At 68.8% G+C, this 23,252-nt stretch carries 23 protein-coding genes; 11 read left to right on the forward strand and 12 right to left on the reverse strand.

The genetic code is table 11. The annotated features are described in order from the left end of the window. Window positions 1-2: 2 nt before the first annotated feature. A complete protein-coding gene (locus ED92_RS40205) occupies window positions 3-305 on the reverse strand; it encodes an urease subunit gamma (protein ID WP_016337506.1) in 303 nt (100 codons plus the stop codon). A 291-nt stretch (window positions 306-596) separates the two neighbouring features. On the opposite strand from ED92_RS40205, the gene ED92_RS40210 reads away from it, so the two are divergent. Beyond that, window positions 597-1,748: a citrate synthase 2 gene (locus ED92_RS40210; RefSeq protein ID WP_037348027.1), complete on the forward strand. Its 1,152-nt coding sequence runs from the start codon at window positions 597-599 to the stop codon at window positions 1,746-1,748. A 55-nt stretch (window positions 1,749-1,803) separates the two neighbouring features. On the opposite strand, the gene ED92_RS40215 is transcribed toward ED92_RS40210, so the two are convergent. Genes ED92_RS40215 through ED92_RS40225 form a run of 3 tightly spaced genes read right to left on the reverse strand, consistent with a single transcriptional unit; the run spans window position 1,804 to window position 5,636 of the window. Then, window positions 1,804-2,394: a TetR/AcrR family transcriptional regulator gene (locus ED92_RS40215; RefSeq protein WP_037348030.1), complete on the reverse strand. Its 591-nt coding sequence runs from the start codon at window positions 2,392-2,394 to the stop codon at window positions 1,804-1,806. A 17-nt stretch (window positions 2,395-2,411) separates the two neighbouring features. After that, entirely contained in the window at window positions 2,412-4,100 is a 1,689-nt protein-coding gene (locus ED92_RS40220; protein WP_037348032.1) for an SDR family oxidoreductase, read from the reverse strand. Window positions 4,101-4,136: 36 nt separating this feature from the next. After that, entirely contained in the window at window positions 4,137-5,636 is a 1,500-nt protein-coding gene (locus tag ED92_RS40225) for an MFS transporter (RefSeq protein ID WP_037348035.1), read from the reverse strand. A 170-nt stretch (window positions 5,637-5,806) separates the two neighbouring features. Between ED92_RS40225 and ED92_RS40230 the strand changes: the two genes are divergently transcribed. Beyond that, complete coding sequence (locus ED92_RS40230; RefSeq protein ID WP_037348036.1) at window positions 5,807-6,397, forward strand: TetR/AcrR family transcriptional regulator; 591 nt, start codon at window positions 5,807-5,809, stop codon at window positions 6,395-6,397. Between the two features lie 46 nt (window positions 6,398-6,443). On the opposite strand, the gene ED92_RS40235 is transcribed toward ED92_RS40230, so the two are convergent. After that, window positions 6,444-7,334 (reverse strand): endonuclease domain-containing protein, encoded by an 891-nt coding sequence (locus tag ED92_RS40235; protein WP_037348037.1) that lies wholly within the window; start codon window positions 7,332-7,334, stop codon window positions 6,444-6,446. A gap of 252 nt (window positions 7,335-7,586) precedes the next feature. Here ED92_RS40235 and ED92_RS40240 point away from each other — a divergent pair, with 252 nt between their 5' ends. Genes ED92_RS40240 through ED92_RS40260 form a run of 5 tightly spaced genes read left to right on the forward strand, consistent with a single transcriptional unit; the run spans window position 7,587 to window position 12,370 of the window. After that, complete coding sequence (locus tag ED92_RS40240; protein ID WP_152611168.1) at window positions 7,587-8,426, forward strand: ABC transporter ATP-binding protein; 840 nt, start codon at window positions 7,587-7,589, stop codon at window positions 8,424-8,426. Next, on the forward strand, window positions 8,423-9,235 hold the full coding sequence (locus tag ED92_RS40245) for an ABC transporter permease (RefSeq protein WP_037348039.1): 813 nt from the start codon (window positions 8,423-8,425) through the stop codon (window positions 9,233-9,235). The genes ED92_RS40240 and ED92_RS40245 overlap by 4 nt, the downstream gene beginning before the upstream one ends. Next, window positions 9,232-10,392 (forward strand): sensor histidine kinase, encoded by a 1,161-nt coding sequence (locus ED92_RS40250; protein WP_037348041.1) that lies wholly within the window; start codon window positions 9,232-9,234, stop codon window positions 10,390-10,392. Before ED92_RS40245 ends, ED92_RS40250 begins: the two co-directional genes overlap by 4 nt. Next, window positions 10,389-11,009, forward strand: a complete 621-nt coding sequence (locus ED92_RS40255; protein ID WP_037348043.1) for a response regulator transcription factor — start codon at window positions 10,389-10,391, stop codon at window positions 11,007-11,009. Before ED92_RS40250 ends, ED92_RS40255 begins: the two co-directional genes overlap by 4 nt. 14 nt (window positions 11,010-11,023) lie before the next feature. Next, on the forward strand, window positions 11,024-12,370 hold the full coding sequence (locus tag ED92_RS40260; protein WP_037348046.1) for a serine hydrolase: 1,347 nt from the start codon (window positions 11,024-11,026) through the stop codon (window positions 12,368-12,370). On the opposite strand, the gene ED92_RS40265 is transcribed toward ED92_RS40260, so the two are convergent. Together ED92_RS40265 and ED92_RS40270 are read right to left on the reverse strand one after the other, a co-directional pair. Further along, complete coding sequence (locus tag ED92_RS40265) at window positions 12,367-12,831, reverse strand: hypothetical protein (RefSeq protein ID WP_037348047.1); 465 nt, start codon at window positions 12,829-12,831, stop codon at window positions 12,367-12,369. The genes ED92_RS40260 and ED92_RS40265 overlap by 4 nt on opposite strands. Then, complete coding sequence (locus tag ED92_RS40270) at window positions 12,831-13,148, reverse strand: hypothetical protein (protein ID WP_037348049.1); 318 nt, start codon at window positions 13,146-13,148, stop codon at window positions 12,831-12,833. The genes ED92_RS40265 and ED92_RS40270 overlap by 1 nt, the downstream gene beginning before the upstream one ends. Window positions 13,149-13,264: 116 nt before the next feature. Here ED92_RS40270 and serC point away from each other — a divergent pair, with 116 nt between their 5' ends. Next, entirely contained in the window at window positions 13,265-14,392 is a 1,128-nt protein-coding gene (gene serC, locus ED92_RS40275; RefSeq protein WP_016337521.1) for a phosphoserine transaminase, read from the forward strand. On the opposite strand, the gene ED92_RS40280 is transcribed toward serC, so the two are convergent. The 5 genes from ED92_RS40280 to ED92_RS40300 all read right to left on the reverse strand — a co-directional run bounded on the left by ED92_RS40280 (window position 14,389) and on the right by ED92_RS40300 (window position 19,208). Continuing rightward, window positions 14,389-15,591 carry a glycosyltransferase 87 family protein gene (locus ED92_RS40280; RefSeq protein WP_152611169.1) on the reverse strand — a complete coding sequence of 401 codons (1,203 nt, stop codon included), beginning with the start codon at window positions 15,589-15,591 and terminating at the stop codon, window positions 14,389-14,391. The genes serC and ED92_RS40280 overlap by 4 nt on opposite strands. Window positions 15,592-15,671: 80 nt before the next feature. After that, a complete protein-coding gene (locus tag ED92_RS40285) occupies window positions 15,672-16,886 on the reverse strand; it encodes an ABC transporter permease (protein ID WP_037348051.1) in 1,215 nt (404 codons plus the stop codon). Further along, window positions 16,883-17,569 (reverse strand): ABC transporter ATP-binding protein, encoded by a 687-nt coding sequence (locus tag ED92_RS40290; protein WP_037348052.1) that lies wholly within the window; start codon window positions 17,567-17,569, stop codon window positions 16,883-16,885. The genes ED92_RS40285 and ED92_RS40290 overlap by 4 nt, the downstream gene beginning before the upstream one ends. After that, window positions 17,566-18,666 carry a peptidoglycan-binding protein gene (locus ED92_RS40295; protein ID WP_037348053.1) on the reverse strand — a complete coding sequence of 367 codons (1,101 nt, stop codon included), beginning with the start codon at window positions 18,664-18,666 and terminating at the stop codon, window positions 17,566-17,568. The genes ED92_RS40290 and ED92_RS40295 overlap by 4 nt, the downstream gene beginning before the upstream one ends. Continuing rightward, a complete protein-coding gene (locus ED92_RS40300; protein WP_037348054.1) occupies window positions 18,663-19,208 on the reverse strand; it encodes a hypothetical protein in 546 nt (181 codons plus the stop codon). The genes ED92_RS40295 and ED92_RS40300 overlap by 4 nt, the downstream gene beginning before the upstream one ends. A 231-nt stretch (window positions 19,209-19,439) precedes the next feature. On the opposite strand from ED92_RS40300, the gene ED92_RS40305 reads away from it, so the two are divergent. The 3 genes from ED92_RS40305 to ED92_RS40315 all read left to right on the forward strand — a co-directional run bounded on the left by ED92_RS40305 (window position 19,440) and on the right by ED92_RS40315 (window position 23,182). Next, window positions 19,440-21,242, forward strand: a complete 1,803-nt coding sequence (locus tag ED92_RS40305; RefSeq protein ID WP_037348057.1) for an alpha-L-fucosidase — start codon at window positions 19,440-19,442, stop codon at window positions 21,240-21,242. A gap of 117 nt (window positions 21,243-21,359) precedes the next feature. Beyond that, a complete protein-coding gene (locus tag ED92_RS40310) occupies window positions 21,360-22,019 on the forward strand; it encodes a response regulator transcription factor (RefSeq protein ID WP_037348058.1) in 660 nt (219 codons plus the stop codon). Then, window positions 22,016-23,182, forward strand: coding sequence for an ATP-binding protein (locus ED92_RS40315; RefSeq protein ID WP_037348059.1), 1,167 nt, complete (start codon window positions 22,016-22,018; stop codon window positions 23,180-23,182). Before ED92_RS40310 ends, ED92_RS40315 begins: the two co-directional genes overlap by 4 nt. The last annotated feature ends 70 nt before the right edge of the window (window positions 23,183-23,252 follow it).

Raw genomic sequence — 23,252 nt, forward strand, 5'->3', positions numbered from 1 at the left:
TTCTAGACGATCGGGTCGTGCACGGTGACGAGCTTCGTGCCGTCCGGGAAAGTGGCTTCGACCTGCACGGAATCGACCATCTCCGGCACTCCGTCCAGCACCTGCGCCCGGCCGAGGACCGACCGGCCGCTCGCGACGAGTTCGCTCACCGTCCGGCCGTCGCGAGCGCCTTCGAGGACGTGATCGGTGATCAGGGCGACCGCCTCGGGGTAGTTCAGCAGGACCCCGCGCTCCAGGCGTTTGCGAGCTACGTCCGCCGCGACGTGGATGAGCAGTTTGTCCCGCTCCTGGGGGCTCAGGTGCATGGGAAAGGTCTATCACCGGAAACGGCCGGCCGCCGGTTCTCGAAACACAGGATTTACCTCGGCGCCCGGTACACGCAAAGTGAACGTCGCCGTAACTCTTCGCGTACGAACGAGCTTTTCACTGAATCGTTCTCGTAATCGTGACCGAAAGCACCACATCTTTCGATTGCCCCAGGCCGCGACGTGGAGCAAAGTTTGTCCATCCGTGCGATGAGGCGCGCCTTCGCTGCGTGTATCCCGTCCACGCATGAACACAAAGCCGGGGAATGCGCATCGAAAGGTTTCACCACAGTGAGTACCTCCACGATCAGCACCAATCAGCCGTCCGAGCAGGTCGACGACGGTTTCCGACCGGGTCTCGAAGGCGTGGTCGCCTTCAAGACCGAAATCGCCGAGCCCGACCGTGACGGCGGCGCGCTGCGTTATCGCGGTGTCGACATCGAGGATCTCGCCGGCAAGGTGACGTTCGGTGACGTCTGGGGTCTTCTCGTCGACAGCCGCTTCGGCCATGGGCTACCGCCCGCCGAGCCGTTCCCGCTGCCGGTCCACACCGGCGACGTCCGCGTCGACGTCCAGGCCGCGCTGGCCATGCTCGCCCCCATTTGGGGCTACCGGCCGCTGCTGGACATCACCGACGACGAGGCGCGCGACCAGCTGGCCCGCGCCTCGGTGATGGCGCTTTCGTACGTCGCCCAGTCCGCCCGCGGCATCGGGCAGCCCGCCGTCCCCCAGACCCGGGTCGACGAGGCGAAGTCGATCACCGAACGCTTCATGGTCCGCTGGCGCGGCGAGCCCGACCCGGCCCACGTCAAGGCCATCGACGCCTACTGGGTCTCGGCCGCCGAGCACGGTCTCAACGCCTCGACCTTCACCGCCCGGGTCATCGCCTCGACCGGTGCCGACGTCGCCGCGGCGCTGTCCGGCGCGATCGGCGCGATGTCCGGCCCGCTGCACGGCGGCGCGCCGGCGCGGGTGCTGCCGATGATCGAAGAGGTCGAGAAGACCGGTGACGCGGTCGGCCTGGTCAAGGGCATCCTGGACCGCAAGGAACGGATGATGGGCTTCGGGCACCGCGTGTACCGCGCGGAGGACCCGCGGGCGCGTGTGCTGCGCCGGACCTGCCAGGAGCTCGGCGCGTCGCGCTACGAGGCGGCCGCGGAGCTGGAGCAGGTGGCGCTGAAGGAGCTGCGCGAGCGGCGTCCGGACCACCCGATCGAGACCAACGTCGAGTTCTGGGCGGCCGTGATCCTGGACTTCGCCCAGGTACCGCCGCACATGATGCCCGCGATGTTCAGCTCGGCGCGTACCGCCGGCTGGGCCGCGCACATCCTGGAGCAGAAGAAGACCGGCCGTCTCGTGCGCCCGTCGGCCAAGTACGTCGGGCCGGAGCCGCGGAAGCCGGAAGACGTCGAAGGCTGGGACCTGGTCGCGAAGCAGTCCTGACCGTCACGTGTCATGAAAGGGCCGTTCCTGACGTTTTTCGTCCTGAACGGCCCTTTCATGACATCTGCGGGACGGAAGAATCATGCACCGCGGTCGCCGAGAGCATGGCGGTCAGCTGATCGACCAGCCACCCGTCGAGCGCCTCACGCGGCACGGAACGCTCCTGCAGCCAGCTCAGCAGTGCGCCCTCCACCACCGCGGTCCAGCACCGCAAGGTCAGCAGGAGCATAGGTGAGGGCTCCGACACTCCCAGCGCGCCGAGGATGAGCTCGACGGCGCGGTTGCGGACCTCGTCGATCGCCGCGTCCGTCTCCGACGTCGCGATCACCGAACCGCTGCGCAACAGCGCGACATACCCCGCCCGGTAGTGGTCGGCGACGTCGATCAGCCCGCGGACGGCGGCCCGCAGCCGGGTTTCGGGCGGGCCTTCCTCGAGTCCCGCCAGGCCGTCGATGAGCCCTTCGGTGACCGTTTTCAGCGCCTCGACCTGCAGTTCCCGCAAGTTCGAGAAGTACCGGTAGAACAGCGGCCGGGAGACCTCGGCGCGGGCGATGATGTCGTCGACCGTGACGAGTTCGGGCGCGCGTGAGCCGAACAGGTCCAGCGCGGCGCGGATGAGGTCCTCGCGGCGCGCTTCCGGCGACATCCGGCGTGGGCGTCCGGTCACGGGGTGACGTCCAGTTTGGCCGCGGCCCGCAGCAGTCCGGGGGTGAGCCGGGAGAGGACGAGCGCGGCCTTGGCCTCCGGCGTCGACGGCTGGATGGCCTTGTCCTTCTCGACGGCCCGCAGGATGTCGCGGGCGACCTTCTCCGGGCCGAAGCCGCGTTTCGCGTACAGCTTGCTGCTCGACTTCTGGCGCCGCTTCTGCTCGATGTCGTCGACACCGACGAATCGGGTGGTGCTGGTGATGTTGGTGTTCACGATGCCGGGGCAGATCGCGGTGACGCCGATGTTCTCGGCTGCCAGCTCCGCCCGCAGGCAGACGCTCAAGGTCAGCACGGCGGATTTCGTGGTGGCGTACGCGGAAAGGATTTTCGACGGCAGGTACGCGGCGGCCGAGGCGACGTTGACGATCTGGCCGCCTTCGGCCCGTTCGCGCATCTGCTCGGCGAAGACGCGGCAGCCGTGGATGACGCCCCACAGGTTCACGTCGATGAGACGTTCCCAGTCCTTGACCGTCGTGTCGAGGAACGGGCCGGACAGGCCGATCCCCGCGTTGTTGACGACGATGTCCGGGACGCCGAACTCCTCCTTGACCCGCTGGGCGAACTTCTCGACCGCTTCGGCGTCGGAAGAGTCCACTGTGTACTCGCCGACGGTCGCGCCCTTGTCCCGCAGCAGTTTCGCGGTGTCGGCGGCGGAGCCGTTGATGTCGGTGATGACGACGTCCGCGCCCTTGTCCGCGAACGCGAGCGCCGTCGCGCGGCCGATCCCGCTGCCGGCGCCGGTGATCACCACCAGCTTGTGCGCGAAGCCTTTCGTCCTGGCATGTTTGAGCGCGCGGCTCTCCTCGCCGCCTTCGACGTGGTCGATCAGCTCGGCGGTGGCGTCGGCGATCACCTGCGGCTTCTCGCGGACCACCCAGTGCGTGCCGACGATCCGGCGGATCCGGAGGTCCGGTGCCCAGCGTTCGATCTCGGTCTGCAGCGGCGTGGTGACGAACTTGTCGCCGGTGGGGGCGAGCACCTGCACCGGGATCTCGGCGGGCCGCGGCTTCGGCCGGGAAAGGCGCGTGAACATGTTGGCGCGATACAGGTTGAGGCCGTACAAGCCGTCCGAAGTGGACGGCGCACCGGCCGCCGGATCCATCCGGCCGATCAGCGCGCCCATCGCGCCGGTGCGCCAGAGCACCTGCGGGATCAGGGGGATCTGGAAGCCGAGGATGTACATCGAATGCGCCCACTGGACGAGCGCGTTCTTGAGCCTTTTCGGGCTCGGGCGCAGTTGCGCGCGGAACCACGCTCCCGCGTGGTCGAGGCTCGGCCCGGAGATCGACGTGAACGACGCGAGCCGTCCGCGCAGCCGGTCGCCGGTGACCGAATGCCAGGTCTGGATGGAACCCCAGTCGTGCGCGAGCAGGTGGACCTTGCCCTCGGGCTGGACCTCGTCGACGATCGCGGCGAGGTCATCGGACAGCTGGTCCAATTTGTAGGACGTACGTCCCGAAGGCTTGTCCGAGCGGCCCGCGCCGCGGACGTCGTAGACGACCACCCGGTAGCGGCGTTCCAGCAGGGCGGCGATGCCGTCCCACATGGAGCCGTTGTCCGGGTAGCCGTGGACGAGCACCACCGTGGGCGCGTCGTCGACGCCGGTCACCCGGACCGAAAGGCGGACACCGTCGCTGGCCGTCACCCACTTGTGAGACATCCTGTCATGTTAGACAACTTGTCAATAAGGCCGCCTCTTGAGGAGTTGGCGGCCGAAGGTCCACACGGTGTCGATCACGAGAACGAAGGTCCAGATGCGGCCGAGGTTCAACAGCCAGTGACCACTGGAGTTCCAGTACCAGCCGGCTTCGTGCACTTCGCCGAACAAGGCTTCGACGGGCCAGCTGTAACCGGCGACCGCCAGAGCCGCCTGCGCGACGACGTAGACCCCGGCATGGATCGCCCAGTTGCGGAGCGGGTTCGCGCGCTTGTTCGCCTCCTCCGTCACCGATTCGGCCGCTTGTGGACTGTCCTCGATCGTGCGGGGTGCCCGCTTTCCCTTTTGTGACACCGTTTTTCGTGGTTCCACGGGAAACTCCGCAACTCCGACACGCCGTACGGCGCCACGAACCACGAACGATCCGAAGAGCAGAAGCCCCGCCGCGCCGAAGCAGGCGACACTCCATCCTGCGTCCGAGCCGTAGAGCTGCCCCGCCACGAAGGTTCCGATCGTCGCTCCCAGTAGCGTCGCACTCTCGTAGATCCCCATCGCCCGACCGAGGCTCAGCCCGGCCGCCTCGGCGACCACCGCCTGCTCGACCGGGATGGCCGCCGCGAACGCCGCCGCGGACAGGACCCACATGACCGCGAGCACCGGCGGGCTCGGCGCGAAGGACAGTCCGGCGGCGAAGATCGCGCTCGCCACCATCGCCAGCGCGAGCACCCGCGTCCGGCCGACCTTGCGGACGAAGCCGTGGAGGTAGTCCGGCAGCAGGCTGTAGACGATGAAGCCGGGAATGAAAACCGCCGCGATCTCGCCGAGCTGGAGCAGATGCCCGCGTTGCAGGTGCATGAGGAGCAACAGCGCGACGCCGGCCTCGGCCATCGCGGTCAACGCGACGAGCGCGAGCATCGGCCGCATCCTCTTGCCCAGTTGCAGCAGCCGCGGCGCGTCCACCTCGCGCATCTGCGCGGCCTTCGCGTTCAGCAGGACCACCGCGGCCACCGCGCAGGCCGCGGCGCCGAGCCAGAACACACCCCGGTAGTCGATCCAGGCGATCGCGGTCAGCGCGACCACGAAGGCGATCCAAGTGCCGCCGCCCTCGGCCGCGAACAGCTTGCTGAACGCGCCGTCGTCCGCCTCGAGCCCCTCTCCGACCCGGGCCCGCAACGCGACCCAGAACAGCGCGCCACCCGCGCCGCCGAGAACCGCGGCCAGGTAGGCGACCCCGATGCCCGGCGTCACCGCGTAGACCACAAAGGACAGTCCATAGAGGACAGCGCCGATCGCGGCGATCCGGCCCCGGTCGAACCGATCGGCGAGCGAGCCCGCGATCGGCCGGACCACGAACGACACCAACGTCTCCAACGCGGTCAGCGCCCCGACCTCGGCGGCCGACGCGCCGAGCTGGCTCCCCACCCACAGTGGCAGGAGGAAATCGAGCACCTCCGCCGGTCCTTTGGTCAGCGCGGCGGCGAGCTGGTTCTCCTCGGCGCGTTTCTTGTGTGCTACCTCGTCCACCCCGGTACCCCCTGTTCGGATACGACTGTATTCTAAAAAGTGGCGGCCGGGCAAGGCGGCGCCGGAGCCGAGTCGGTCCAGGTGGTCGTGAGTGGCGTTTCGGGTTCTAACCCGAAACGCCACTCACGACCCACCCGGCCCATCCGACGCACAGAGGGGAGGATGTGCCCGTGCCGAAGATCGTGGACCGCGCCGAACGCCGCCGGGAGATCGCCGGCGCCCTCCTGCGCATCGTCGCGCGTGAAGGCGTCGAGGCCGTCAGCGTGCGCTCGGTCGCCGTCGAGGCCGGGGTGTCCGCGGGCGCGGTGCAGAAGTACTTCTCCACCAAGGAAGACCTGTTCCGGTTCGCCCTCGACATGACGAGCGAGTTCCTGGAACAGCGCTGGAACACCCTCGACCAGTCCGGCGACCTGCTGGACCTGCTGCTGCGCCTGCTCTTCGAGGCGATGCCGCTCGACGAGCAGCGCCGCGCGGAGGTGATCGTCATCAACGCCTTCACCGCCCGCGCCGCCGTCCGGCCGTCCTGGGCCGAGTTCATCCGAACCGGCTACGACGAGCTCGCGGAGATCACGACGCAATACATCTCGAAAGCTCAGTCCGAGGGCCACGTCCGGGACGACCTCGCGGCGAGCGACCTGGCCGATGCCGTCCTCGCCCTGTCGGACGGCTTCGCGAACCGGATGCTCACCTCCGCCGACCCGGCCGCGCTCCTCCCGTCCCTCGAAACCTCCGTCCGCACGCTCCTGACTCCCCGCATTTAGTCCTCTGGATGCGGTAGTTGCACGCGCAAGGACCGCATCCAGAGGACTAAATGCGGGAGGCGATGGTGGCCTTGACCCGGCGGACCATCGCCCGCGGGTCGGCATAGAGCTCTTCCTTGGTGATGACGACGAACTCCCAGCCCTCGGCCTCGATCATCGCTCGCCGACGCGCGTCCAAACGCGGTTGCTCACCTTCGAGATGCCAGGCCCCGTCGTACTCGACGGCCACCTTGGCCTCACGGATCGCGAGGTCGAGCCGGCCGAGGAACCGGGTGCCACGGTAGACCTCGACCTGGGGCTCCGCTTCGATCTCGTGAAGCCTCAGCCACACTCTGACCTCCGACTCCGGAATGGACTCCGCGCGCTCGTCCGAGAAGGCCAAAGCCTGACGAGCCCGGACGATCCCGTTGTCGTGCCGGTGTTCCAGGTACACCTTGAGCGCTTCGCGGTCGATGAAGCCGGCCCGGAGCAACGTGTCCAGCAAGCCGACGACACGGGGAAAGGACCGGCGAAGACGGGTGTCGGTCAAAATGTCCATGGTGATCCGCAATGGCGTCGCGATGAGGCCGTCCCGCCATGGCACGAAGTCCCGCCCGAGCAGCCTGGTCCGGCGGAAGTGTGTTCCTCGCAGGCTGTGAAAACCCCTCGCCTCAGGCACCACGAACTCGACCGGATCGTTCTCGAGCGAGAACGGGAACCCTCGGACCGTCGCGGCCGAGCACCCGGTCAGCACCGCACCGTCGGGTACGACGAGGATCGCGGCCTTGCACCGCAGCTCGTGATCCAGAGGTATGCCGATGGGGGCATAGACATCTTGGAAGAGCCGGTTGTACGGCCCCGAGCGGAGCTGGGAGCGGGTCAAGTCTCCTTCGCTGACGACACGGCTTCCGACGAAGGGGCCGAAGAACTCGGTCGTCGCGTAACTATTACTGGGCACGACCGAACGATGACATCCGCTCACGGGCGAACCCCGGCTTCAAGATCATCTTCACGCGAGTTGTCCACAACGCCCCCGCGCCTGTGGACGCCCTGCATTTAGTCCTCTGGATGCGGTAGTTGCACGCGCAAGGACCGCATCCAGAGGACTAAATGCGGGACGGGGTGACACCGGTGTCCATCGATCGGTGGACAGCCGGGTTCAGTCCAGCGGTCGTCCCGGGGCAGCGGCCCACTGAAGCACGATCGACGTATGAACAAAGCGGTGAAAGTGCGTGGCCTGCGCAAGGAGTACCCGGGTCACACGGCGGTCGGGGGGATCGACCTCGACATCGAGCAGGGCGAGGTGTTCGCGCTGCTCGGCCCCAACGGCGCGGGCAAGACGACGACGGTCGAGATCCTGGAGGGCCATCGCCAAAGGACCAAAGGCGAGGTCGAAGTCCTCGGCGAGGATCCCGGCACGGCGGGCCGCGCCTGGCGGGCCAGGCTCGGGATCGTGTTGCAGACGGCCAACGACGCCGCCGAGCTCACCGTCGCCGAGACCGTCCGGCACTTCGCCCGCTACTACCCGAATCCTCGTGACACCGACGAAGTGATCGAGAAGGTCGGCCTGACCGAGAAGGCAGGCGCCCGCGTCAAAAGCCTGTCCGGCGGGCAACGGCGTCGGGTGGACGTCGCGCTCGGGATCATCGGGCGGCCCGAGCTGGTGTTCCTCGACGAGCCCACGACCGGGTTCGATCCGGCTGCCCGGCGCCAGTTCTGGGACCTGATCAGGAGTCTCGCCCGCGAGGGCACCACGATCCTGCTCACCACGCACTATCTGGACGAGGCCGAGGCGCTGGCCGACCGGGTCGCGGTCATCACCCGCGGTGCGATCGTCGCCGAGGGGACGCCGCAGACGCTCGGCGGCCGCGCCACCGCGGAGGCCACCGTCCGCTGGGCCGACGAGCACGGCGCCCACCTGGAGCGCACCCATTTCCCGGCCAAGCTGATCCGCGAGCTCTCCGCCGACGGCCGCGAGCCGTCGGAGCTGACCGTCCACCGCCCCACCCTCGAAGAGACCTATCTCGACCTGATCGGAGAAGCCCGATGAGCACGCTGACCCTCCCGGGCACCTTCTCGCTCGGCCTCGTCCGCGGCGCCGCGGAGATCAAGCAGTTCTTCCGTCTGCGGGAGCAGGTGATCTTCACCTTCGCCTTCCCGTCCCTGCTGATGGTCCTGCTCGGCTCGATGCTGAACTCCTCGATGCCCGGCATGGCGATCACCACCGGCCAGGTGCTGGCCGCGGGCATGATCGGCTCCGGCATCGTCTCGACGTCGTTCAACAGCGTCGGTATCGGCTTGGCAGCAGACCGTGAAGCCGGTGCGCTGAAACGCCTTCGCGGTACGCCGATGCCCGCGGCGTCCTACTTCATCGGCAAGATCGTCCTGGTCGGCGCGACGAGTATCGCCCAGGTCGTGCTGATGTCGGTCGTCGGTGTCCTGCTGTTCGACCTGAGCCTGCCCACCGATCCGGTGAAACTGCTGACCGCCCTGTGGGTCTTCCTGCTCGGCGTCACCAGCTGCACCCTGCTGGGCATCGCGCTCGGCTCGGTGACCAAATCGGTCAGCGGCGCGGTCGCCGTGGCCAATCTGATCTACATCGCGTTGCAGTTCATCTCCGGGGTGTTCGTCACACCGATCACCAACCTGCCGAAGGTTATGGTCGACATCGCTTCGTTCTTCCCGGTGAAGTGGATCTGCCAGGGCTTCCGCTCGGTGTTCCTGCCGGCCGAGGCCGCGAGTCAGGAAATGGCGGGGACATGGGAACTTCCGATGGTGGCACTGGTGCTGACGGCGTGGTGCGTCGCGGGGCTGCTGCTGGCGAAGCTGACGTTCCGCTGGTCGAACGAAGGCAAGTGAACGCCTGGGAGCGGTTCTACTGGCTGTGGGAGGTCCTCTTCGGGATCACCTTCGCCGCGACGATCGTTCTGGTGGTCTTCGACGACGGGACGACCACGGACAAGACGGTCGCGATCCTGTGCTTGACCGGTATCGCGGTGGCGTACCTGGTCCGGGGCCGCCGGCTCATCAAGGGCCCGGGCCACGAAGACACACCGTGGCTGCACACCGGGGTGGTGATGCTTTTCCTGGCGGGCGCCAACTTCGCCAGCACCACGTCGAGTTTCATCCTGTTCTTCGTGTGCCCGGTGCTCTACATGACGCTGTCGACGAAGACGGCGTCGGTCTTCACCACGATCGGGGTGCTGCTAGGACCGGCGTCGTCGATCGCGCGGGGTGGCTTCGACCAGCCGTCCCTGCGCATCCTGCTGCCGATGACGGCGATCCTGATCGTCTTCAGCATCCTCGCCGGCCGCTACACCAGCCAGATCATCGATCAGAGCAAGAGCAGGGCCGCGTTGATCGAGCAACTGCAAGCCAGCCAGGCGGAAGTCGCCCGCCTCTCGCGGGAGGCGGGGACGGCCGCCGAACGCGAGCGCATGGCCCGCGAGATCCACGACACGCTCGCGCAGGGCTTCACCAGCATCGTCACGCTCACCCAGGCCATCGAGTCCGAAATGGACACCGATCCGAAGGCGGCCCGCCGTCATCTGGAGCTCGCGGCACGGACGGCGCGGGAGAACCTGGCCGAGGCGCGGGCGATGGTCGCGGCGCAGGGACCGTCGGCACTCGCCGCCGCTTCGCTGGAGGAAGCCTTGCGCCGCCAGGGGGAACGGCTGACCGAGGAGACCGGGATCGAGGCGTCGATCGAGATCGGCGGCCCGCTGCCCGCGCTCCCGATGTCCACGGAGGTCGTCCTTCTGCGCGCGGCGCAGGAGGCGCTGAGCAACATCCGCAAGCACTCCCGCGCCACCCGCGTCTCGCTTCGGCTGTCCGTTGTGGACGGACGTGTCCGGCTCGACGTCACGGACGACGGCATCGGATTCGACCCCGCCGCACCCACCGGAGGCTTCGGTCTGGCGGGGATGCGCACGCGTACCGATCAGGTCGGTGGCATCGTGACGCTGAAGAGCGAACCCGGTGCGGGGACGACACTGGAACTGGAGGTGCCCGCGTGATCACGATCATGCTGGTCGACGACCACCCCGTGGTGCGGGAAGGCCTGCGCGGCATGCTGGAGGCCGAGCCGGACCTGAGCGTCATCGGGGAAGCGGGCTCCGGTGACGAGGCCGTCGCGCTGAGCCGGGTCAAGCAGCCGGACGTGATCCTGATGGACCTGCGGATGCCCGGTCTCGACGGCGTCGGCGCGACGCGGAAGATCCTCGCCGACCGGCCGGGCCAGCGGGTCGTCGTGCTCACCACCTACGAGACGGACGCGGACATCCTGCGCGCGGTCGAAGCGGGCGCCTCCGGCTACCTGTTGAAAGACGCTTCGCGCGCGGAGCTCGCTGGTGCGATTCGTGCCGCGTCGCGCGGCGAGACGGTCTTGGCGCCTTCGGTCGCCGGGAAACTGGTGAACCGGGTGCGCAACCCGACGGCGTCGCCCTTGTCGGCACGCGAGATCGAGGTACTCCGGCTGGTGGCGCGGGGAAGCACGAACGCCGACATCGGCCGGACGCTCCACATCAGCGAGGCGACGGTCAAGACGCATCTGCTGCGCGTGTTCGGGAAACTGGACGTTTCGGACCGTACGGCCGCTGTGACCACCGCTATGCGACTGGGGCTGCTCGGGTAGGCAGAATGCGACCCATGCTTGCCACGACCGAAATGGCGCTGCTTCGCCGCCTCGCGCACGAGCAATCCTCGTGCCGCACCCCGTCCATCGTCGCCGCCGTCGTCCGCGACGGGGAAATCGCCTGGTCCGGAGGGCGCGGACGCGTCGACGGCGAGACACCGGGCGCCGACACGCAGTACCGGCTCGGGTCGATCACCAAGACACTCGTCGCGACGGCCGTCATGCGGCTGCGCGACGAAGGCAAGCTCGACCTGAACGACCCGCTGGAGCAGCACCTGCCCGGCACCTCGTTCGGCTCGGCCACCATCGCGCAGCTGCTGTCGCACACCTCGGGGCTGACCGCGGAATCGCCCGGTTCCTGGTGGGAGCGCACCGTGGGCGCGGACTGGGACGCGCTCGTCGAGAGCCTCAAGGACGGCGCGACGCGGCTGCGGCCGGGCAGCCGGTTCCACTACAGCAACGTCGGTTACGGCGTGCTCGGCGAACTGGTCGCGCGGCACCGCGGGCAGTCGTGGCTCGACGTCGTCCGCGCCGAGATCCTCGGCCCGCTCGGCATGAACCGGACCTCGCCGCATCCGGAAGGCGCGCACGCGGACGGGTTCGCCGTGCATCCGTTCGCCGATCTCCTCATGCCGGAACCGTCGCCGGACGCGGGCGCGATGGCCCCCGCCGGCCAGCTGTGGTCGACGGCCACCGATCTCGCCCGCTGGACGGCGTTCCTCGGCGGGCACACCGGCGGCGTCCTGAGCGAGCAGACCGTCGCGGAGATGCGCGAAATGGTCACCGTGGACGACGGCGACACCTGGACCACCGGATTCGGCCTCGGCGTCATGCTGGTCCGCACGGAGGGCAGGCGGCTGGCCGGGCACACCGGATCGATGCCGGGCTTCCTCGCCTGCTCGCTGGTGGACGCGAACGCCGGTATCGGCGCGCTGGTGCTGACGAACTCGACGGCGGGCGTCGGCATCACGCAGCTGTGCCTCGACCTGATGAACCTGACCGAACAGCACGAGCCGTCCATGCCCGCCGAGTGGCAACCGTCCACTGTGGACCCGAAGTTGCTGGAGCTGACCGGGTTGTGGCACTGGGGCCCGACGCCGTACCACCTGCGGCTGCTCCCGGGCGGCCTGTTCTCCCTCGCGCCGACCGACGGACCAGGCCGCGCGTCGCGGTTCGCGCCGGTGGGCGACGACACCTGGGTCGGTCTCGACGCCTACTACGCGGGCGAGACGCTGCGGGTCGGACGGGATTCGGCGGGCAAGCCGAACCACCTCGACCTCGCGACGTTCATCTTCTCGCGCACCCCGTTCGACCCGGCCGCGCCCATCCCGGGCGGCGTCGACCCCGAGGGCTGGCGCTAGCGGAAGCGGACGGCGGCGGTCGTGAACTCGCGGCCGCCGTCCGCGCACACCGGGACGTCGCCGTAGTGAGCGTCGCCGACGACCCACATCCGGCGCGGACCGCGCAGTGACTCGGCGAGTTCGTCAGGACAGTCCTCGATGACGAACTTCGCCGGGGCGCCTTCGAGCACCACCCACCCGCGCGTGGTCCCGGCGTCCGGATCCAGCGTGGCGGTGGCCAGCGTCCAAGGGCCGAACACGACGTCGAGGACACCTGCCCGGCGCCGGATCGTGAACCGCAGCGCCGCCCACCTTCGACGGAGCGGCAGGCCGGGAACGAACACGAGCACGAGCGTCGCCACGAAACCGAGCGGTGCGCCGATCGCCGCCGTCTCGTCCCACTCGGCGAAGACCGCGTGAACGACGAAGACGAGGAAGTACAGGAACAGGAAACCCCATCGGGGTCTCCACGGTTCGGGCATCAGACCGCCGGGGTGTGCCCGACCGCCGCGCCGACGGCCGCGATGAACTTGCGGGCGATGCGCTTGCCCTCACCCCAATCGACGAAGCCGAACTTCAGGCTCGTCTGGATCGCCAGCCCGGAGCCTTCGGAGGTCCGCTCGACCTTCACGGTGACCGTCTGCCCGTAGCTGAAGAGGCCCATGCTGGTGGAGAAGGTGACGTAGCCCGCGGCCGCGTCGTAGAAAGGGTTCTTCCCCTTGACCGCCGTGACCCCGTTCGGAAGGGCCTGCCACAACGCCTCGGGGGCCAGGGGGAATCGCTCGTGCACTGTCGCCATGAGGCGAGAAGCTACCCGGACGAGGGGCACCCGCGGGAGCGAGTTCTCCGATCCCACATACCGGACACGCGACACCGACTTTCAGCAGGGTCATCCCGACCTGAGAGACTGGGCACATGACCGACGCACCTGAGTTGACCCTCCCCGCGGACCTGAAGCCTGCCGATGGCCGCTTCGGCTGCGGACCGTCCAAGGTCCGTGACGAGCAGCTCGCCAACCTGGCGAAATCCGGTGCCACCTACCTCGGCACCTCGCACCGTCAGAAGCCGGTGAAGTCCCTCGTCGGCCGCGTGCGTGCGGGTCTGTCCGAATTGTTCTCCCTGCCCGAAGGCTACGAAGTGGTCCTCGGCAACGGCGGGACGACCGCATTCTGGGACGCCGCCGCGTTCGGACTCGTGCGGGAACGTGCGCAGCATTTCACCTACGGCGAGTTCTCCTCGAAGTTCGCCACGGTGACCAAGGGCGCCCCGTTCCTCGCCGACCCGATCGTCGTGAAGGCCGACCCGGGCAGCGCGCCCGAGATCGCCTACGAAGCCGGCGCCGACCTGGTCGGCTGGGCGCACAACGAGACGTCGACCGGTGTCGCGGTGCCGGTCCGTCGCCCTGAAGGCAGCGAAGGCGCCCTCGTCGCCATCGACGCCACCTCCGGCGCGGGCGGTCTGCCGGTCAAGGCCGAGGACTTCGACGTCTACTACTTCGCACCCCAGAAGTCCTTCGCCTCCGACGGTGGCCTCTGGATCGCGCTGGCTTCGCCCGCGGCCGTCGAACGCATCGGCGAGATCGGCGCGAGCGACCGCTGGATCCCCGAGTTCCTGTCGCTGACCACGGCTCTCGACAACTCCCGCAAGGACCAGACGTACAACACCCCGGCGGTGTCGACGCTGTTCCTGCTGGCCGACCAGATCGAGTGGATGAACTCGAACGGCGGTCTGGAGTGGACGACCTCGCGGACCCGCGACTCGTCGACCCGGCTGTACGAGTGGGCCGAGAAGACCGGCTACACGACGCCGTTCGTCAGCGACCCGTCGCTGCGCTCGCAGGTCGTCGGCACCATCGACTTCGCCGACGAGGTGGACGCCGCCGCGGTGGCGAAGGTGCTGCGCGCCAACGGGATCGTCGACACCGAGCCGTACCGGAAGCTGGGCCGCAACCAGCTGCGCGTCGGCCTGTTCCCGGCCATCGACCCGGACGACATCACGAAGCTGACCCAGAGCATCGAGTACGTCGTCGAGCGCCTGGGCTAGGACTCTTTTCGCGCGTGAAGGCCCCCTTCCCTCGGCTCAGCCGAGGGAAGGGGGCCTTCACGCGCTATCAGGGCGAAATACAGCAGGAGCACCAGGCCGTACAGCACGTAGGACTCCGTCGCCAGCCACCAGCCGAAGCTCCCGGCGGGCCGCGGCGCGAGCCACATCGGCGCGATCACGAACAACGCCACCGTCACGACGGCGAGCACGTACGAAACGACCGAACGCGCCCGGATCAGCAACACCAGGATCGGCACGCACCAGATCCAGTGGTGCGTCCACGAAACCGGCGACACCAGCAGCCCGCCGACGGCACACGCGGTCAGCGCGACCACCGGCTCCGCGACACGCACGATCACGAACGCGGTCAGCGCGACCACGGCGATCGAGGCCAGCACCCAGACGACGTCTTCCGCCGAGCCGAACCCGAACCGCGCGAGCATCCCGCGCAGCGACTGGTTGCCGACGTAGCCGCGATCGCCGATGCGGCTGGTGTCGAACAGGATGTCCGTCCAGAACCTCGCCGACGCGCCCGGCGCAGTCAGGAACATCAGCGCGCCCGCGCCGAGGAAACCGGCCACCACCCGGCCCGCGGACCGGAAGTCCTTGCGGAACAAGAAGAACAGGATGAAGAAGGCGGGCGTCAGCTTGATCGCCGCGGCGACGCCGATCAGCAGACCCTTCGTGCGGGCGCGGCCCGGCAGCAGGGCGTCGAGGACGACGAGCAGCATCAGCAGGGTGTTCACCTGACCGAAACCGAGCGTCGAGCGGACCGGTTCCATGATCCCGCCGACGGCCTGTGCCCCGATCGCCGCCAGGACGGCGATGGCTCGGCCCCGGACGGCGGAACGATCGGTGAGCGAACCGTTGAGCGTCGCGACGAAGACGTAGACGACGACCCCGCCCGCGATGATCGACGCGAGCCCGACCAGTCGCGTCGCCAGCGCGGCCGACAGGAGCGTGCCGGGCAGGAACACCGCCGCCGCGAACGGCGTGTAGGTGAAGGGCAGCCAGCCGCCGTGCGTCTGCACCCACGCGCCGTACGGGTCGCCGGAGTCGACGAGCAGCCGTGCGCCGCCGATGTAGACCTCGAGGTCCTGGCCGTCGAACACCTTGAGCGTGAACAGCACGCCGACCACGACGGCTTCGAGCGCGATCAACGCCCCCGCGAGTTTCCGCCCCGACAATCCCACCAGCACCCGGCGAGATTACCCACCGTCGCCCCGCGTTCAGTCCTCTGGATGCGGTGAACCACCGCATCCAGAGGACGAAATGCGAGCTAGGCGAGCGCCTGGGTCGGAGGCAGGCGCGCCGCGCGCATCGCCGGGTAGGCACCGGCGACGGCACCGACCAATGCCGAGATCCCGACCCCGCCGAGCAAGGCGCCGACGGGCAGCACCGCCGGCCAGCCCTGGCTCAGCGCGTAGCCGGACGTCACCAGCACCCCGACCAGGACCCCGGCGATCCCGCCGAGCCCGGACAGCAGCACCGACTCGGCCAGGAACTGGCCTCTCACCTGCCGTTTCGTCGCACCGAGCGCGCGGCGGAGGCCGATCTCCCGCCGCCGTTCCAGCACCGAGATCACCATCGTGTTGGCCACCCCGACGCCGCCGACCAGCAATGCCACCCCGCCGAGCCCGAGGAACAGCGCGCTGTACGTGTTCTCCGTCAGCTTTTGTGCCTCCAGCGCCTCCGACGGACGACGGACCTCGACCTCGTTCGGCGCCTCCGGGTTCATCGTCTGCGCGAGCACCGAGCGCACGTTCTCGACCTGCGAATCCTTCGCCCGCACGTACACGGTCGTCGGGTGGCCCTCGAAGTCGAGGAGCCGTTTGGCCGCGTCCCAGCCGACCAGCACCGAACGCTCGATCTCGGGCGCCAGCGGCGTCGGCCCGAGGATCCCGCCCACGGTGAACCACTTCCCGTCGATGTACACCTGAGGCGGTTTCGCCGGGTCGATGTGGTCGATCCCGAGCCGCGCGGCCGCGACCGAACCCAGTACGACGACCGGATAGTCGCGTGTGGCGTCCCGAAGGAACTGCCCGTCGCGGACGGCGCCGCCGATGACGTCGAGGAGATCCGGCGTCGCCGCGTAGACGCCGAGGCCGGACGTCTCGTCCTTGTCGATCTTGTCCGTACGCCGCACGGTGCCGCCGGTGGTCCCGGTCGCGGACGCCGCCGTGACCGGGGCGATCCGTTTCGCCATCGGCACCGCGCTGTCCGGCAGGGTCGCGTCGCCGCCGAACATCGTCTTGCCCGGCCCCGCCGTGAGCAGGTTGGTGCCCAGCGCGGCCAGCTGGTCTTGCAACGCCTTCGCGCCCGACGCCGGGATCGCGAGCACCGCCACCATCGCGGCGATCCCGATCCCGATGCCGAGCGCGGACAACACCGCCCGCATCGGCCGCGTCCGCATCCCGTGCGCACCGAGGTTCAGTACGTCACGCGGGCCGAGCCGGGCCGGATCCGGCGTCTTGTCGAGGACGGGCGCGCTCACACCAGCACCCCCGTCCCGGTGTCGAGCCGGATCCGGCCGTCCCGCAATTCGATCCGCCGCGGGATGCCCGCCGCGATCTCCCGGTCGTGCGTGATGATCACGACCGTCGTCCCCTGCGAGCTCAACGTGGCCAGCAGGTTGAGGATCGCCGCGCCGTTGCCCGTGTCGAGGTTCCCGGTCGGCTCGTCGGCCAGCAGGATCGACGGCGAGTTGACGACCGCCCGCGCGATCGCCACCCGCTGCCGTTCCCCGCCGGAGAGCTCGTTCGGGAAATGCCCCGCCCGATGCGCGAGCCCGACGCGGTCGAGCGCGGCCAGCGCCCGCTCGCGCCGTTTCCGCCGCGGCACCCCCGCGTACAGCAGGCCTGTCGCGACGTTGTCGACCGCGCTCACCCCCTCGCTGAGGAAGAACTGCTGGAACACGAAACCGATCCACCGCGACCGCAACGCCGAAAGCTTGCGGTCGGGCAGTTTCGCCACGTCGTGCCCGCGCAGTTCGATGACGCCGCCGGTCGGCCGGTCGAGCGTGCCCATCAGCTGCAGCAGCGTCGACTTGCCGGAGCCGGACGGGCCGAGGATGGCGACCATCTCCCTGTCCTCAATGGACAGTGTCACCTCGTGCAGGGCGCGCACGCCGCCGGGATAGGTGCGCGAGGCGTTGCGCACGGCCAGCACCGGGGTCATGACGTCGTCACCACCCGCATCCCGGCGGCGAGACCGGTGCCGGTGACTTCGACGCGTCCGCCGGAGAACAAGCCGGTCTTCACCGCGATGAGACGACGCTTGCCGCCTTCGTCGACCTCGACGGCGTATCCGCCCTCGGCGAGCGCGAGCAGCGCCCCGACCGGGACCGCCAACACTCCACTGTGGACTTCCTTGGTGAACCGCACGGACACCGGTGTCGAATCGAGCGAGCCCGCCGCGGCCGGATCGTCCAGCTTGATCTTCACCTTGATCTTCGGCTTGCCGTCGTCCTGCCCGGTGCCGTCCTTGCCGTTCTCCGCGACCTTGCCGACGTCGGTGATCACGCCGGTCGTGGTCTTGCCGCCGGTGATGTCGACCCCGACCTTGTCCCCCGCCTTGGCGATGGCCTGTTTGGCGGCGTCGAGTTTGACCTCGACGAGACGCTCGGTGCCGGTGTACTTCAGCAGTTCGCCACCGCCGGGGCCGCCGAGTTGCGCGGCGAGCTGCGAAACCCGGATCTCACCGGGCGCGAGGACGACGTCGCCCTGGCCGAACGCGCCGGTCTGCTCCAGGCCCAGCGACTTCTGCCATTTCTTGATCGCGGCGGCGGTGGCGGAGGTGAACTTCTTGTCGGGCGTGCCGAAACCGCCGAACCCGAGCGCCTTCAGGTTCTCTTCCAGCTGTTTGACGTCCGGACCGTCCGCGGCCCCGTCGGCGAGGTCGCGGAAGAACGGCAGCGTGCCGTAGAACAACGGGACAGGCTTGGCGTCGACGCCGTACACGGCCTTGCCGCGAGTGAGCACCGCGCCCGCTTCCGGCAGGGAGGTGATCGTGCCCTGTTTCCGGCCGCCGAGCGAGCTTTCCTCGCCGTAGCCCAGTTTTCCGTTCGCTTCCTCTTCCTCCTGCAGGTCGGTCTTCTCGACCTTCGCGGTCTCGACCGGCGGCGGCGCCTGTCCGACCTGCTGGGCCTCGGAGGTGACCCTGGTCAGCACGACCACGGACATCGTCCCGACCACGACGACGAGGACCGCCGCGATGATGAACCAGCGCGCCCGGCGCGACCGCCGTGCGCCGCCGGGTCCTTCGTGTTCGCTCATTTCGCCGGGGCCGCCCTCATGGTCATGCCGAGACCGCAGGCCTTCGCCGCTTCTTCGAACTTCTTGGGGTCGCCGCCGGCGTCCATCGCGATGGCCGCGCCCTTGCCGCCGGGCTCGGGGTCGGGGAAGTCGATGCCGTGCTCGCGCATGCACTTCGCTTCCTTGCGCATCTTGTCGAGCTCTTCGGGCGTGGGCGGCTTGATCTCGCCACCGTTCGGCAGCAGCTTCTTGCACGCATCGCTCGCGGCGTTCATCTTCTTCTCGTCCGGCATGTCGCGCGCTTCGAAGGTGACGGTGTCCTGCCCGTTGGCGCCGGGTTTGGGCTCCGGCATGTCGACCCCGTGCTCGCGCATGCATTTCCGGTAGTCGCGGATCTTGTCCTCGTCGGACACGTTGTCCGCCTGCTTCCCGTCGCCCGCGCCGGCGGCGGGCGGGGAAGAGATCGAGGCGACCTTGTCGCCGCCGTCCCCGCCACCACCGCAACCGGCCACGAGCGCGAAGACCGCTCCGGCGATCAGTACCGCCATGGGTCGTTTCCGCATCGCTGCTCCTTCGGTCGTCCTGGCGCCCCGATTTCTACGGAGACGGCGATTCCGGGGCGGTAAGCGATGTTGCTTATGCCGCGCTTACCGTCCCGATCAGCGGAACAGAGATCCGACCTTTCTGCCGTCTTTCCGGGTGAACTAGCTCCCCGATGGACCTTTCGGAGGTTCACATCCGACCTCTGGCTTCTTACAGTCCCCGGACGTCCACACCTCAGCGAGGAGGAGTGCATGAATCGCCGCAAGCCACTCCGGGCCCTGGCGGCCCTCGTCATCGCGACCACCGCACTGGGCGTCGCGCCCGCCGCGGAAGCCGCGCCACTCCCGTCCGACCACGCCTACGACGACCCGTTCACCGCCGACCGGACGCGCTGGTGGCGCGACGACCGCTTCGGCCAGTTCATCCACTTCGGCGCGTACTCGCAGCTGCAGGGGAAGTACACCCGCCCTGATGGAAGCGTTTGCCAGGACGCCGAATGGATCCAACGGAACTGCCAGATCCCGCGCGCCGAATACGAGCAGATCGCCGCGAAGTTCAACCCCGCCGGTTTCGACGCGAACGCCATCGCGCAGTCGGCGAAGGACGCCGGGCAGAAGTACGTGGTGATCACGTCGAAGCACCACGAGGGCTACGCGATGTGGCCGACGAAGGTCAACAAGTTCAACCTCCGCGACCACTCGGCGTTCGACAAGAAGCGCGACATCCTCGCCGAACTGAAACGCGCGACGGCCGCGCGCGACGTCAAACTCGGCTTCTATTACTCGATCTGGGATTGGCACGACCCGGATTTCCCGGACCCCGCGACGTTCCCGAAGTACAAGGAGCGGATGTACGCCCAGCTCAAGGAACTCGTCGACAACTACCACCCGGCGGTGCTGTGGTTCGACGGCGAATGGAGCACCGACCGGCCCAACAACCCTTGGACGGAACGGGACGGCGAGGAACTGGAGGCTTACGTCCGCAGCCTCGATCCGTCCATTGTGGTCAACAACCGCGTCGGCAAACGACGGGTGGTCGACGGCGACACGGGCACGCCGGAACAGGAGATCCCGGACAAGCCGGTCGACGGGCAGCTGTGGGAATCGTGCATGACCCTCAACGGCAGCTGGGGTTACACCGATTGGGACCACAACTGGAAGTCCTCGGCGGATCTGACCAGGAAACTGCTCTCGATCGCCGGCCGTAGCGGGAATTTCCTGCTCAACGTCGGCCCGGATCGCAACGGCCGGGTACCGCGGGAATCCATCGACAGGCTGAAGCAGATGGGACAGTGGCTGCGGACGAACGGCCACTCCGCGGCCGTCTACGGGGCGGGCGCGCCAGGTCTGGTCGCGGAACCGGGCTGGGGTGTCGTCAGCCGTCGCGGCGACAAGCTGTACGCGTCGGTGTTCGATTGGCCCGCTTCGGGCGGTTCGCTGACGCTCGACGCGTTGGCGCCTTTCCGCGTCCGCGACGCGCGGGTGCTCGGCAGCCGTCAGCGCGTGCGGGTCGAGCAGTCACCCGGCAGCGTGAAGCTCACGCCGTCGGGCAGCCGGACGAACGACATCGCGACCGTCATCGAGCTGAGTGTCGACCCGCTGCCGCAGGCGCCTGCCGGGCGCGGGACCGGGCTGACCGCCGAATACTGGCCGAACGCGGACTTCACCGGGACGCCGACGGTGCGGCGGGTCGAACCGGGGGTGAACCACAACTGGAAGTTCACCGGCTCACCGGACGCGAAGATCCCGGCGGAGACCTTCTCGTCGCGCTGGACCGGGCAGGTCACCGCGCGCGACACCGGGAAGTACACGTTCACCACGGTCTCGGACGACACCGTGCGACTGTGGGTCGACGGGAAACTCCTGATCGACAACACCACGCCCCACGGACCGAGTGTCGACAAAGCGACTCTCGACCTGGTCGCCGGGCGGTCCTACGCGATCCGGCTGGAACACACCGAACGCGGTGGGGAGGCGTCGATGAAGCTGCTGTGGTCCAGCCCGAACACTCCGCAGCAGGTGATCCCGGCCCGGCAGTTGCACCCGGCCGGCTGAGCGTTCGGTACAGCTGGTCGTGAGTGGCGTTTCGGGTTCTAACCCGAAACGCCACTCACGACCCACGCGACCCGGCGCTTATCCCCCGCTTACCCCCTCCCGGGGCAGACTGACCAGGTGAGAGTGCTGGTGGTGGAAGACGAGCGGCTCCTGGCGGACACGATCGCCGAGGGCCTGCGACGGTTCTCCATGGCCGTCGACGTCTGCTACGACGGCGCGCAGGCCCTGGACCGGGTGGGGGTGCACGGTTACGACGTCGTCGTGCTCGACCGGGACCTCCCCGTCGTGCACGGCGACGAAGTCTGCGCCGCGGTGATCGGGACCGGCGGCGAGGCGCGGGTCCTCATGCTGACGGCCGCGGCCGACGTCAACGACCGGGTCGCCGGGCTGGGCCTCGGCGCCGACGACTACCTGACGAAACCGTTCGCGTTCGCCGAACTCGTCGCCAGGGTGCAGGCGCTCTCGCGGCGCGCGCGGCCGGCGTTGCCGCCGGTGCTGGAACGCGGCGGCGTCGTCCTCGACCTGCCCCGGCACCAGGCGTCCCGCGACGGCCGGTTCCTTCCCTTGTCCCCCAAGGAATTCGCGGTCTTGGAGGTGCTCATGCGCGCCGAAGGGACCGTGGTCAGCGCGGAAGAACTCCTGGAGAAGGCGTGGGACGAACACGCCGACCCGTTCACGAACGCCGTCCGGGTGGCGATGATGACGTTGCGGCGCAAACTCGGCGAACCGCCGCTGATCGAGACCGTGCCCGGCGCGGGTTACCGGTTCGGGTCGTGAAACCGCTCCGGCTCTCCGTCCGCACCAAGCTGACGGCGCTCTACGGCGGCGCGTTCCTGATCGTCGGGCTCGCCCTGCTCATCGTCAACTACCTCCTGGTGAGCTCGACCCTGCCGGATACGGCCACCTTCGCGAACGGGGCGATCGCCGGGGCCCAATTCGAGGTCGCCAGGGCGTATCCGCTGGACACGACGACCATTCTCCCGGTCGAGCGCGCCCAGGCCACGCAATTGGTCGCGACGTCGATCACCGAATACCGCTCGGACGTCCTTTCCACCCTGCTCTGGCAATCACTGGTGGCGCTGGCGATCGCCGGCGGGCTCGCGGTGCTGCTCGGCTGGCTGATGGCGAGCCGGGTGCTGCGGCCGTTGCACGCGATCACTTCGACGGCACGGAAACTCGAGGTCGAGAACCTCGACCGGCGCATCGACCTCGACGGCCCCGACGACGAACTCAAGGAACTCGCGGACACCTTCGACGGCATGCTCGACCGGCTCGCCGTGTCGTTCGACAGCCAGAAACGCTTCGTCGCCAACGCTTCCCACGAACTGCGGACCCCGCTCGCGGTGCAGCGGACCCTGGTCGAGGTCGCGATGGCCGACCCCGACGCGAGCCCCGAGGTCCGGAAACTCGGCGAACATCTGATCTACACCAACGAACGCAGCGAACGGATGATCGAAGGCCTGCTCGTACTCGCCCGCAGCGACCGCGGCCTGGCCGCGCGGGCCCCCGTGCGCCTGGACGAAGTCGCGGCGACGGTGATCCGGTCGGCGTCGGCCATGGCCGAGGAGGCGGGGGTGACGGTGGAGTCGCGGCTGCGGCCGCGGACGGTGTCCGGGGACCCCGTACTGCTGGAACGGCTGGTCACGAACCTCGTGCACAACGCCATCACCTACAACCGCCAGGGCGGCTGGATCCACGTCGACATCGGCGGCGATCCGGCGCTGGTGGTGCGCAACACCGGCCCGCAGGTGCCGCTGGACGCCGTACCCACCCTGTTCGAGCCGTTCCGGAGGCTTTCGGGCGACCGCACCGGCGACTCCCGCAACGCCGGACTCGGCCTGTCGATCGTCCGGTCCATCGCGAAGGCGCACGGCGGGACCGCGGGCGCGGAACCGGGTGGCCGCGGCGGCGGACTGGTCGTCCGGGTGCGGCTGCCGTAGATTCCCCCGATCGTGACTGTGCGTGTCCGGCGCGTCACGCGGCAAGCCGGCCCTCGCTCCCGCAGAATTC

This window comes from Amycolatopsis sp. MJM2582, from assembly GCF_000754115.1.
Lineage (GTDB): Bacteria > Actinomycetota > Actinomycetes > Mycobacteriales > Pseudonocardiaceae > Amycolatopsis > Amycolatopsis japonica.